We start from the raw sequence: 10,945 nt of genomic DNA, 5'->3' as shown, positions 1-10,945 counted from the left end.
TCTTCACCGGCGGGCATGCAGTCATGTACGACTTTCCCGGTAGCGAAGGTTTGCAACGCATCACCCGGGAAATCTTCGAACGCGGCGGGATCGTGTCGTCGGTGTGCCACGGGTACTGCGGACTTCTCGACACCACACTGTCCGACGGCAGCTACCTCATCGCCGGCCGCAAACTCACCGGATTCGCCTGGCGCGAGGAAAAACTCGCCCGCGTCGACAAACTCGTACCCTACAACGCCGAGGAAAAAGCCAAAGCGCGTGGCGCACTGTACGAAAAGGCGAAACTGCCCTTCGTGTCCTACGCAGTCGTCGACGGAAACCTCGTCACCGGCCAGAACCCAGGATCCGCAAAGGAAACCGCAGAGAAAATTGCAGACCTCCTGCTGAAGGCCTAGCGGAGCTCTCGATGGCGACCGTCCTGGACCGAACGGAGGGGCGTCGAGATTGTGTGCTCAACGCAGATGGCGACTAGCTGCCCAGCCCGGCGTGCACGGTCTCGGTTGCGGCGCTGTCAAATTGCCCTAACTGACAGGTTCATGTCGATTCATTCGAGAAGAGCCAAACTGTTGTAGCTCAGCAGAAAACCATCCGAAATATTTCTCCGATAACTTATAATATGTCGGTCTAGAGACGAAAGTTTTTGCACGGTAACTAAGTACGTAGCCAGTAAACGTACACCGTCAGTATCGAGTGGCAGCGTCGCTACCAGAGTGAGAGCGGACGTCCTGCAGCCTCGGCCGCAGCGATGCGCTCTTCGACCGTGTCGACGTCCAAGTTCTGTTCGATCCCGATACGGATCGCGGCAGCGATGGCACGAGTGCGACCCGCGGGTCCTCGAACGTCGGCGAGTGGGCTGGCGATGTTGCGTCGCCGGAGCTCGTATTCACGCCTGCCCGGCGGCCGGCCACCTTCGGTGTCCCCCGAAACGAACTCCGCTGCGCTGCGTCCTGATGAAGAACATCTTTATTGTTCTCCTTCTGGCCTTCCGATTCTTGTCGGCGGTGACCTGCGCGCAACCCCTGGCGGCGCAAGCGCCGGCCGATGGCTCCGAGAAATTTTCGTCACTCGCACGCTCCCGCCGAAATTTTCTCGGCCCAGGGGTGGCACTCCGGCCCCCTCATGCCGACGCGATTCTCCTTTGCCAGCAGGCGAAAAAATTCGGGTGGGAAAATATCGGAGTTTTGTTCGAAATTGCCATCATGCTATGGTCGATTCTCAGTTGTTGAATTGCGTGGTCGAGCCAAAAGCTTGCGCAGAAGAATTATTTTGTGGAGGTTGGGTTTCCGAAAAGACGAAGTGCGTGTTGCTAGTCAATTGAATATGTGACCGGTGTTGGTATGACGGTCGCTCCTAGGGCGTGCAGAAACGAAGCGCAAAGCTCCTGAACAGGGGTTTTGTGCTTTGTTCTGCCGATTATGTGCGAAGGATGTGGCATGTGACGGGGTCCGACATGGTCCAGTTCAGTACCTTGGTAATTGTTTCACTGCTTGTTGCTTTTTATGGTGGAACATTTCTGATTGCTCTTCGTATCGGAAAGAAGCAGGAAAATGCCGACGGTTTTATGACCGCCGGAAATAAGTTAGGATTTGGTGTTTCGGCCGCGAGTATGACGGCCACCTGTATTTGGGCGTCGTCGATGTATGCATCTGCCACTTCTGGTTACACCTACGGAATCTCCGGCCCCATTCACTACGGTTTGTGGGGCGCGTTGATGATTCTCTTCATTTATCCGTTCGGCCAGCGAATTCGTAAAGTGGCACCGAAAGCCCACACGCTGGCTGAGGTCATGTACGCGCGGCACGGACGCTCGAGTCAGCTGATGCTCGCGGGTTCCAATATCGTCGGCAGTCTCATCAGTTTGATGTCGAACTTCCTCGCTGGTGGTCTGCTGATCGCGTTACTTTCGCCGTTCAACTTCATCCAGGGTGTGTTCATCGTTGCGCTGGGCGTTTTGCTGTACACACTGTGGTCGGGCTTCCGCGCTTCGGTGTTGACCGACTTCGTTCAGCTGATCGGAATGCTCGGTGCGGTAGCGGTTTTGGTGCCGTTCATCTTCTTTGCGGCAGGGTTCCCGGCAGCCTTCGAATCCGGGGCAGGCAACCTCACTGCTGAGCAGGGCAACTTCTTCTCGAGCGTTGCCTTCTTCGAGCAGGGCGCGCCGTACATCGCAGCAGTTCTTGCCTACGCAATCGGCAACCAGACCATTGCCCAACGTCTGTTCGCGGTCCGCGAAGACCTGATCAAGCCCACCTTCATCACCGCAACCGTCGGATACGGCGCAACGGTCATTGGGGTCGGAATGCTGGGTGTTCTCGCTCTATACCTCGGAATCGAGCCGATGGATGGTGACGTCAACAATCTGATTCCGCAGATGGCCGCGTCGTACCTGCCCGGAATTTTGCTGGCCGTCTTCTTTGTCATGATCATCGGCGCGCTGTCATCGACGGCAGACTCGGACCTTGCTGCGCTCTCATCCATCGTGATGACCGACGTTTACGGCCAAGCCGTCGCAGGCAAGGCCAATGCGAACCCTCGACGGATGCTGCTCATCGGCCGAGTAACGATGATAGTTGCCACGGCGGCGGCTATCTCCTTGGCAAGTCTGCAACTGAGCATTCTTGATCTGTTGGTGTTCGTCGGCGCGCTGTGGGGCGCGCTGGTGTTCCCGGTTATCGCGAGCTTCTATTGGGGAAAGGTCACCAACAAGGCCTTCACTGTGTCGGTGCTGGTGGCGCTTGCAGCCTTCTTGCCCGTCCGATTCAGTTGGGTGCCGATGGATGGGATGTTCGGGATCTTCTCCGACATCGTTGCCGTGGTCGGTATCGGAGTGGTGCTGGGGCTCATGGCATTTGGATTCTTCGGCCTGAAGGTTGCGCAGATCGTCGGTGGCCTGGCGATCGTGCTGTCCGCGCCGTTCGCAATCGGCTTCCTCCACGACTACCCAACGCTCAGCGGATCTTTGGTGGCCTATGCCGTCAGTACCGTCGTGTGCTTTGCGATGTCCGTCAATCAGCGTGAGACGTTCGATTTCGAACTGATCAAGCAGCGGACGGGAGACTTCGACGATGACGAGCTTCCTGCCGTGGGAGCGTCCGGAAAGTAACCGTCGAGACAAGTGGAAGGAATACGAATGAGTACAGCTCTACTGACCATTTATGTTCTGATCTGGCCGGCGTTGGTCTTGGTCGTGCTGGGAGTCATCAGCAAGGGATTCTTCAAGGATTGGGCAACTGCTCGCCGCAACGGTGAGGACCTGGTCTAACTTTTCACGCCGCCACCGACGGACTTCTTGTCGGTGGCGGCGGTCATATTGCAATCGGGACTGGGGGCAGCGTTATAGTTGCCCAGTGCAACACGACGGAGCAATGGCGCTCACCGGTCCACCAGCTGTTCATGACGAGCTGGTGCACCTCACGCGGCAGCTGATGACGGGGGATCGGCATTCCGATGACCACCCGTCGATCGCGCAGCATTCCTTCCTCTCCTTCATCGGCCGCAACGACGGCTGTAAGGCCACGGAGATCTCCGAAGTCTTCGGCGTCAATCGTTCGACCATCTCGCGCCAAGTGCGCGGGTGCATCGAGGCTGGCTGGGTGTATGCCGATCCGGGATCCGTTCGTCAGGGCAATCCGCTGCATCTCACGGAGGCTGGCCGCAAATACCTCGACGCCGCCGACGCGCGTCGGCTCGACCAAGTCGCCGGCAGGCTGCACGATTGGACCGAGTCCGAGGTCGCAGACTTCGCCCGCGCACTCCACCGCTTCAGAATCAGCATCGAATCGCAGACCAACGGAGATGACACCCTGTGAGTGAGTACAGCGCCAAAGCCCAGTTCACCATCTCCGACAACGAGTCCGTGGTGCACACCGTCTTCGCGCACGCCGAGCGCACACCAGATTTGACGGTGTTCTCCCGCCCCAAGGGCGAGGGTTGGGTAGACGTCACAGCCAAAGAGTTCGCCGAGCAGGTCACCGGCGTCGCAAACGGTCTCATCGCCGCTGGCGTGCAGGCAGGCGACCGCGTCGCACTCCTCTCCGCGACCCGATACGAGTGGACGCTCTTCGACTTCGCCATCTGGGCTGCCGGCGCGGCTACCGTCCCGATCTACGATTCGTCGTCTCAGGGCCAGGTCAGCTGGATCCTCGAAGACTCCGAGGCCGTCATCGCGATCGTCGAAACCGGCGCGCACGAGCAGCTGTTTCAGGACGCGCCAAGCACGCTCAAAGCCGTCATGCAGATCGACGACGGCGCTGTGGAGAAGTTGACCGCACAGGGTGCCGACGTTGACGACACCGAGCTGAAGAAGCGGCTCGCGGGCATCAAGGCCGACGATCTTGCGTCACTCGTCTACACCTCCGGCACGACAGGCCGTCCCAAGGGATGCATCCTCACGCACCGCAACTTCCTGTCCGAGGTGCGCGGGATTCTCACGGCATCGATCGGCAAGGTGGCGGTTCCGGGAAACCGAGTCCTGACCTTCTTGCCGCTCGCGCACGTACTGGCCCGCGCGGTGTCCCTCGCGACGTTCGAAGCTGGTGCGTCGCAGGCGCACTGGTCTGACTTTGCCACCATCACAACTCAATTCGAGCGGTACAAGCCCAACACCATCCTCGGTGTTCCGCGTGTCTTCGAAAAAGTTCGTGACGGCGCAGCACGCAAGGCGGAATCCGGTGGAAAGATTCCCGGCGCGATCTTCGCCTTCGCCGAAGCCACCGCGAAGAAGTACAGCCAAGCTCTCGACAAAGGCGGTCCCTCGCTGATCTTGAAGGCGAAGCACGCAGTGGCAGACAAGCTGGTGTACTCGAAGCTTCGTGAAGCTCTCGGCGGCGAATGCTGGTTCGCGATCTCCGGCGGCGGCGCCCTCACTCCTGAGTTGGGGCACTTCTTCCGCGGGCTGGGAGTTCCGATCTACGAGGGTTACGGTCTCACCGAAACCACTGCGGCGCACTGTGTCAACGTCCCGGGTGCTCAGAAGATCGGAACCGTCGGACAGCCGATGGGCGGCAACGGGGTTCGCATCGCCGAGGACGGCGAGATCGAACTCAACGGCGGGGTTGTTTTCAAGGGCTACTGGAAGAACGACAAGGCCACCGAAGAGACGTTCGTCAACGGCTGGATGCGCACCGGGGATCTCGGTGAACTCGACAGCGACGGTTACCTTTCCATCACCGGACGCAAGAAGGATCTTCTGGTGACGGCGGGCGGCAAGAACGTCTCGCCCGGCCCGATGGAAGACCGTATCCGTTCGCATTCCATCGTCTCGCAGGCAGTTGTCGTCGGCGACGGGAAGACCTACATCACGGCGCTGTTAACAGTCGACCCTGAGGTGTTCGAGAAGTGGAAGTCGGAGAACGGCAAACCTTCCGGCGCCACCGTCGCTGAGCTGCGCGATGACAAGGACCTTCGCGCGGAGCTTCAGAAGGCCGTCGACGACGCCAATGCCGCTGTCTCGCATGCGGAGTCGATCAAGAAGTTCGTCATTCTCGATCGCGATCTGACCGAGGAAGACGGTGAGATGACAGCGACGCTCAAGATCAAGCGCAATGTCGTCGTCGATCGGTTCTCGAATGAGATCGAAGGAATGTACGCGAAGAGCTAGGCGCGTTTGGGGAACTGCTCGCGGTAAGCCATCACGTCGTCGAGGCGGAACCTGCGGTGGGTGCCGCGTAGTTCGATCGGGAGTTTCCCGGCGTCGGCGAGTTTGCGTACATACGTGTCCGAAACGCCGAGGATCTCTGCTGCCTGCGAGGTGGTGAGGAGCTCTGCGACGGGCCCGAGGGCGACGCTGTCGCCGGCAGCGAGGTAGGTCAGGAGCTGCACGACGGCGTCGCCGACCGATGGCGGAATCTCGATGCTCACGCCGTCGAACACCAGCGTGGTCGTGTCCGTCGAGGTTGCGGCTCTCTCGGCCAGGGCCGTTTTGATTCGCTCGGCAGCGTCGCCGTCGACTGCGGAAACGATGTGGTCGATGCTCACGCGGTATATCTCCGATCGAAGGCAGTGTTTCGCAAGCATAGACAGCGACAGTGTCCGTCGGCACGCTGGCTAGCGCCGTGTGCGTTGCATTACATGAGTGCCGTGAGTGGGAAACTATTTACCCACGTAGATCGGAATTCGAAGGTTTTGGCGCCCAAAGATATTCGACTCGACGCATATGTAACTCACCAAATTTGGTGTACCCGCAAGTAACATCCTGAGCGTGGCTAGACGATCGGTAACGGTGAGATTCGACGTAGAGGAACTGAGGGCCCTAGAGACCCTCCAAGAGCTCACGGGCGCGGACATTTCCAGCGTCATACGTGAAGCTGTGATCGAACATGCTCGTCGATGTGTTGTGCAGGGAAAGCCCCGCGACATCACCGAGCGACGTAAATCGCTGACCTTGCAGGAAGCCTTCGCCAAGTACTCCGCGTTGTGCACCGACGAGGAGCGGGAAGCGTCGTAGCGCTCTGTCGATGCGGCGGTGACTGGTTGAGTTCACAGTGATTCTGACTGTGGCGCTGGGTAGTTCGTTCGAGGAATATTGCGGCAACAGAAGTGTTGCGTAGACCTCTGACAGGAGCTGGCCAGTGACGGACGTCCTCGAACTCTCCACCGATGTATTGGTGATCGGTGGTGGCCCCGCCGGCGCATGGGCAGCGTTGCGCGCGGCCAAGGCCGGTGCAGACGTCGTCCTGGTCGACAAGGGCTACTGCGGAACGAGCGGCGCAACGGCCCCCTCCGGAACAGGTGTTTGGTACGTCGAACCGGATACGACTGCCCGTGAGCGGGCGAAGGCCGGTCGTGAGGCGCTCGGCGGATATCTTGCCGACCACCATTGGATGGACCGCGTCCTCGAGCAGACCTACTCCAACATGGATCTCCTCGCGGTGGAGGGCAGATATCCGTTCCCCGTCGACCCCAGCACGGGCAAGCAGATCCGTACCGGCTTGCAGGGACCTGAGTACATGCGACGGATGCGCACCTGGATTCGTCGAGCCGGGGTGCGGATCCTCGACCATTCGCCGGCACTGGAGTTGTTGGTGGACGGTGAGGGCCGAGTTCGCGGAGTCGCCGGATACCAGCGTCACGAACATCAGGACTACCGCGTCTCAGCAGGCGCGGTAGTGGTCGCCAGCGGAGGTTGTGCGTTTCTGTCCGGTGCGCTGGGTACCAACGTCGATACCGGTGACGGTGCATTGATGGCAGCGGAAGTCGGAGCGGAGTTCTCCGGAATGGAGTTCTCGAACGCGTACGGGATCGCGGCGGCCGGATCGACGATCACCAAGACGGCTTACTACGCGTACGCGACGTTCTTTCACGCAGACGGAAGCGTGCTCGAAGGTGCCGGTTCGGCGAAGGGGAGGTCCGTCATCGCCAGCACGTTGCGGAACGAGCCGGTCTTCGCGCAGATCGATCGGGCCGACGCCGAGGTGCAGCGTCGAATGAGGCTGGGGCAACCCAACTTCTTCCTGCAATTCGATCGCCGCGGAATCGATCCCTTCACCGACAAATTCGAGGTCGGCATGCTCGCTGAAGGCACGGTGCGCGGCACTGGGGGAATCAACGTCGTCGACGACGATTGCGCGTCATCCGTTCCAGGACTGTTTGCCGCCGGGGACGCTGCGACCCGAGAGCGAATCTGCGGAGGGTTTACCGGCGGGGGAAGTCACAACGCCGCGTGGGCGATGTCTTCTGGTTCGTGGGCGGGAACCGGTGCTGCGCGCTATGCGCTGTCGGTCGGACGCGGGGCTACCAGTGGTCTACGCGGAGCCGGAACCGTCGGATTGCGTAAGCCGGCACGAACCGGGTTTGCTGCCGACTATGTGGTGAAAGCTGCTCAGGCGCAGCTGATTCCCTTCGACAAGAACTACCTCCGCAGCGGTGATCGAGTATCCGCAGCGCTCGGTGAGCTCGAATCGCTGTGGGGTGCAGTGAGTGCGGATCTGGGCGCGGATTCTGCAGGGCGGATGGCAGCGCGGCAGGCTGCCGCGATCACGGCCGTCGGTCGCTGGATGTATCACTCGACGTTGGCGCGGACCGAGACTCGGGGAATGAGCAAGCGGGACGATTATCCTGAACTCGATGTGACGCAGCACCATCACGTTCTTACCGGCGGTTTGGATGCGGTGTGGACCCGAACTTCTGAATCTGCCGGGTCTGCACTGGTGGCGTCATGATCGAGCTGGTTTCTGCGCCTGACTGCATCGGCTGCGACAAGTGCGTAGACGTCTGTCCCACAGATGTTTTCGACCGGACGCCGTCGGGTGTCCCGGTGATTGCGCGCCAATCGGATTGCCAGACCTGCTTCATGTGCGAGGCATATTGCCCGACGGATGCGTTGTATGTGCATCCGCAATCCACACCATTGGAAACGGCCGATGTGATCGAGGACGATCACATCGGCCGCTACCGAGAGAAGATCGGATGGGGCAAGGGGCGGGCACCTGGGTCGCTGACTGCGGTGGGCCCGGAGGTGCCCCGTCCGGTCACGACCTGACGAGAATCTTGACTGCAGTGTCGTTGTGCTCGATCAGAGTGGTGAATCCTTCGGAGATCAATTCTTCGAGCTGAATACGACCGGTGATGAATGGCGCCAGATCGACGACACCGTCCTGGACCATCTTGATGACCGCTTCATGGTCGCGTACGTACGCGATGGTTCCGCGTAGGTCGATTTCCTTGAGGACCAGCTTCTGCATGTCGATGGTCGCGGGTTTGCCCCAAATCGACACGTTGACAACAACTCCAGCAGGCCTGACCGTGTCGAGCATGGTGTCGAGGACCGCGTTGACGCCTGCGCATTCGAAGCCGATGTCTGCGCCGATGCCTCCGCTGAGTTCGAGGACGCGCGCTTTGACGTCTTCGGTGGTGGGATCGATGACGTAGTCGGCCACGCCACTGGAGAGGGCCTTGGCCTTGCGGGCTTCGCTGAGTTCAGTGACGATCGTCGTGACACCCAGACCCTTGAGGACTGCCGCAACGAGGAGTCCGATTGGTCCGGCTCCGCCCACGATGGCGACGTTGCCGCTTTCGGCACCACTGCGTACGACTGCGTGATGGGCGACGCTCAACGGTTCGATGAGAGCTGCCTCATCGAGCGGGATGTTGCCGATCTTGTGGATCCAGCGACGGTCGACGACGACCTTCTCACTGAGCCCGCCACCACCGCCGGCCAAGCCGATGAACCCCATCTTCGTACACAGGTGGTAGTTGCCCGCCTTGCACGGGGCGCACTCGTTGCAGACGAAGTACGGCTCGACGACAACATTTTCGCCGACCTCGACGTCCGTGACACCTTCGCCGACCTCTTCGACGGTGCCGGAGAACTCGTGGCCCATCGTGACCGGCGCATTCTCGTGTGAGAGTGGATGCGGGTGTCCGGGTGCGGAGATGAAGATCGGTCCCTCGAGGTACTCGTGGAGATCGGTGCCGCAGATTCCGCACCATGCGACCTTCAGCTTGACTGTTCCTGGCCGCAATTCGGGCTCAGGGATCTCTTCGATCCGGATGTCTTTCTGCCCGTGGAACCGTGCTGCCTTCATTGATCCGCACCTCACTTCGTTGTGAATCCCCTGGTAGATCGACGTTAGGCCGATTATCGGCGTGGGTGAAGGGTTGCAACGGAATGCAATGTCGTGGAACCGATCTGTGCTGGGGAGCGTCCAATACTGTGAGCGGGTCGCGAACGAGGGGGAGTGCTGTGGGAGTGAGGGTTGCAGTGGTCCTGGTCGCGGCCGCGCTGTTGGTTGGGGGTTGTTCCTCGACCGTCGAGGGCGAGGCTTTCCCTGTCGATGTGATTGGGATGTTTGATCCGTGTGAGGTTCTCAGCAATGAGGAATTGGAGAGAGTCGGAGTTGACCCGGCAACAAAAGAGGTTGACATAGTCAACACCCATATCGATGGGTTCAATATATGCAAGTGGGAAGGATCTTGGTTCTTCCTCCGTCTGACTTCCACAACACACTCGCTTGCGGAAGTCGAAGCAAATCCGGTGATGCGCGATCTACATCGAATTCAACTCGCCGGCCGACAGGTCCTGATGTTCCAGGAACACAATGACAAGGCGGACACCGCGTGCAATATCGCCTTCGCGACTGCTCAGTCCACGGCGATGATTCGAGTGGGTGCGAAAGTCGGTGACCAGCGCCCCGAAACTCCGTGTGAACTGGTTGAGCGGGTCGGTCTGACCGTGTTACCGCTGCTTCCCGAATAACGCTCGGAAGAGATTCGACTCGTAGTGAATTGGAGTATGTGATGTCCGGTTTGTATCTGGAGAAGAGGGTCGCAGAGGATCTGGCGAAGGCGTGTGATGATCTAATTTCGCTGTTCAGGTCACTGTCGGACGATGCGAACTATCTCGGGCAAGTGGGAGGCTTCGGCACTCTCGGATCCGCCCGGGCACTGCAGGTTAAGTTCGAGGAAAAGGCGGTTGGCGGCCCGGATGCGCTCGTCGATGTGTTGGCGAGTCATATCGCGGTCGTGGAGGCAATGCAGGCTCAGTTTCAAGCCTGCATCGACAACGCATTCGAGCAGGAGTCGTCGAACGTCTCGACTTTGAGGTCGATCGACCAACCGAACTGAGTCAGTGGATGTGTTGCTGCCAATCGGCCGGGACACGACCCTTAGGCCCTGGGGTCGGCTGATCTACGGGATGTGAAGTGGGCGCCGCCAATTCAGGTCCGTCGTACGCCTCGTTGGTTTCGAAGCTCCAGAACCAATCCTCACCGGGTTCGTAGCTCTGCATGAACGGATGCTTCGTCGAGGCCGCATGCTTGCTTGCGTGCTGTGACGGTGAGGAGTCGCAACACCCCACGTGACCGCATTGCGCGCATCGACGCAGGTGCACCCACCAACCGCCGCTCGCATCGCATTCAACGCATCCCGCGCCACTGGGCGGCACGCTCGGATCGATCCCCGCTGGAAGTCCGTCGGTCATGGTCCACCCTCTCGCTGACTGAAGTCG

The 10,945-nt window shown here is 60.0% G+C and carries 14 protein-coding genes; 11 read left to right on the top strand and 3 right to left on the bottom strand.

From position 1 onward, the window contains the following. The 6 genes from ACYP01_RS05325 to ACYP01_RS05300 all read left to right on the top strand — a co-directional run. The coding region (locus ACYP01_RS05325; RefSeq protein WP_459678840.1) for a type 1 glutamine amidotransferase domain-containing protein at nucleotides 1–395 on the top strand (395 nt) is incomplete at its 5' end. 555 nt (nucleotides 396–950) lie between these two features. After that, the gene (locus ACYP01_RS05320) at nucleotides 951–1,226 is read left to right on the top strand and encodes a hypothetical protein (RefSeq protein ID WP_459678839.1); all 276 of its coding nucleotides are present in this window, start codon (nucleotides 951–953) and stop codon (nucleotides 1,224–1,226) included. Between the two features lie 224 nt (nucleotides 1,227–1,450). Further along, complete coding sequence (locus tag ACYP01_RS05315) at nucleotides 1,451–3,103, top strand: sodium:solute symporter family transporter (protein WP_459678864.1); 1,653 nt, start codon at nucleotides 1,451–1,453, stop codon at nucleotides 3,101–3,103. A gap of 27 nt (nucleotides 3,104–3,130) precedes the next feature. Beyond that, nucleotides 3,131–3,262: a putative transporter small subunit gene (locus tag ACYP01_RS05310; RefSeq protein WP_003941363.1), complete on the top strand. Its 132-nt coding sequence runs from the start codon at nucleotides 3,131–3,133 to the stop codon at nucleotides 3,260–3,262. A 103-nt stretch (nucleotides 3,263–3,365) separates the two neighbouring features. Further along, complete coding sequence (locus ACYP01_RS05305; RefSeq protein WP_007726042.1) at nucleotides 3,366–3,809, top strand: MarR family winged helix-turn-helix transcriptional regulator; 444 nt, start codon at nucleotides 3,366–3,368, stop codon at nucleotides 3,807–3,809. Continuing rightward, nucleotides 3,806–5,599 carry an AMP-dependent synthetase/ligase gene (locus tag ACYP01_RS05300; RefSeq protein ID WP_003941315.1) on the top strand — a complete coding sequence of 598 codons (1,794 nt, stop codon included), beginning with the start codon at nucleotides 3,806–3,808 and terminating at the stop codon, nucleotides 5,597–5,599. Before ACYP01_RS05305 ends, ACYP01_RS05300 begins: the two co-directional genes overlap by 4 nt. Here ACYP01_RS05300 and ACYP01_RS05295 read toward each other — a convergent pair. Continuing rightward, nucleotides 5,596–5,976, bottom strand: a complete 381-nt coding sequence (locus ACYP01_RS05295; RefSeq protein WP_003941392.1) for a helix-turn-helix domain-containing protein — start codon at nucleotides 5,974–5,976, stop codon at nucleotides 5,596–5,598. The two genes, ACYP01_RS05300 and ACYP01_RS05295, sit on opposite strands and share 4 nt — an antisense overlap. A gap of 223 nt (nucleotides 5,977–6,199) precedes the next feature. Between ACYP01_RS05295 and ACYP01_RS05290 the strand changes: the two genes are divergently transcribed. From ACYP01_RS05290 to ACYP01_RS05280, 3 genes are all read left to right on the top strand, one after another. Further along, nucleotides 6,200–6,445 carry a hypothetical protein gene (locus ACYP01_RS05290; RefSeq protein WP_223257939.1) on the top strand — a complete coding sequence of 82 codons (246 nt, stop codon included), beginning with the start codon at nucleotides 6,200–6,202 and terminating at the stop codon, nucleotides 6,443–6,445. A 124-nt stretch (nucleotides 6,446–6,569) separates the two neighbouring features. Beyond that, on the top strand, nucleotides 6,570–8,159 hold the full coding sequence (locus ACYP01_RS05285) for an FAD-dependent oxidoreductase (protein ID WP_003941355.1): 1,590 nt from the start codon (nucleotides 6,570–6,572) through the stop codon (nucleotides 8,157–8,159). Then, the gene (locus ACYP01_RS05280) at nucleotides 8,156–8,479 is read left to right on the top strand and encodes a 4Fe-4S dicluster domain-containing protein (RefSeq protein ID WP_007726052.1); all 324 of its coding nucleotides are present in this window, start codon (nucleotides 8,156–8,158) and stop codon (nucleotides 8,477–8,479) included. The genes ACYP01_RS05285 and ACYP01_RS05280 overlap by 4 nt, the downstream gene beginning before the upstream one ends. Here ACYP01_RS05280 and ACYP01_RS05275 read toward each other — a convergent pair. Next, nucleotides 8,469–9,524, bottom strand: a complete 1,056-nt coding sequence (locus ACYP01_RS05275; protein ID WP_003941279.1) for a 2,3-butanediol dehydrogenase — start codon at nucleotides 9,522–9,524, stop codon at nucleotides 8,469–8,471. The genes ACYP01_RS05280 and ACYP01_RS05275 overlap by 11 nt on opposite strands. 164 nt (nucleotides 9,525–9,688) lie before the next feature. On the opposite strand from ACYP01_RS05275, the gene ACYP01_RS05270 reads away from it, so the two are divergent. Together ACYP01_RS05270 and ACYP01_RS05265 are read left to right on the top strand one after the other, a co-directional pair. After that, nucleotides 9,689–10,195, top strand: coding sequence for a DUF3558 family protein (locus ACYP01_RS05270; protein WP_037129494.1), 507 nt, complete (start codon nucleotides 9,689–9,691; stop codon nucleotides 10,193–10,195). Between the two features lie 41 nt (nucleotides 10,196–10,236). Beyond that, on the top strand, nucleotides 10,237–10,563 hold the full coding sequence (locus ACYP01_RS05265; RefSeq protein WP_003941339.1) for a hypothetical protein: 327 nt from the start codon (nucleotides 10,237–10,239) through the stop codon (nucleotides 10,561–10,563). A gap of 1 nt (nucleotide 10,564) precedes the next feature. Here the strand turns inward: ACYP01_RS05265 and ACYP01_RS05260 are convergent, their stop codons facing one another. Next, nucleotides 10,565–10,918: a UBP-type zinc finger domain-containing protein gene (locus ACYP01_RS05260; RefSeq protein WP_003941317.1), complete on the bottom strand. Its 354-nt coding sequence runs from the start codon at nucleotides 10,916–10,918 to the stop codon at nucleotides 10,565–10,567. Between the last annotated feature and the right edge of the window lie 27 nt (nucleotides 10,919–10,945).

Source organism: Rhodococcus sp. no. 34, from assembly GCF_054589475.1.
The sequence above is the reverse complement of the archived record's forward strand: the minus strand, read 5'-3'. Positions and strand labels throughout refer to the sequence as shown.

What these genes read in the sequence shown, in the direction of transcription:
- ACYP01_RS05320 (WP_459678839.1), top strand. Translation starts at nt 951, where the DNA reads ATGAAGAACATCTTTATTGTTCTCCTTCTGGCCTTCCGATTCTTGTCG.
- ACYP01_RS05315 (WP_459678864.1), top strand. Translation starts at nt 1,451, where the DNA reads ATGGTCCAGTTCAGTACCTTGGTAATTGTTTCACTGCTTGTTGCTTTT.
- ACYP01_RS05310 (WP_003941363.1), top strand. Translation starts at nt 3,131, where the DNA reads ATGAGTACAGCTCTACTGACCATTTATGTTCTGATCTGGCCGGCGTTG.
- ACYP01_RS05305 (WP_007726042.1), top strand. Translation starts at nt 3,366, where the DNA reads ATGGCGCTCACCGGTCCACCAGCTGTTCATGACGAGCTGGTGCACCTC.
- ACYP01_RS05280 (WP_007726052.1), top strand. Translation starts at nt 8,156, where the DNA reads ATGATCGAGCTGGTTTCTGCGCCTGACTGCATCGGCTGCGACAAGTGC.
- ACYP01_RS05275 (WP_003941279.1), bottom strand. Translation starts at nt 9,524, where the DNA reads ATGAAGGCAGCACGGTTCCACGGGCAGAAAGACATCCGGATCGAAGAG.
- ACYP01_RS05265 (WP_003941339.1), top strand. Translation starts at nt 10,237, where the DNA reads ATGTCCGGTTTGTATCTGGAGAAGAGGGTCGCAGAGGATCTGGCGAAG.
- ACYP01_RS05260 (WP_003941317.1), bottom strand. Translation starts at nt 10,918, where the DNA reads ATGACCGACGGACTTCCAGCGGGGATCGATCCGAGCGTGCCGCCCAGT.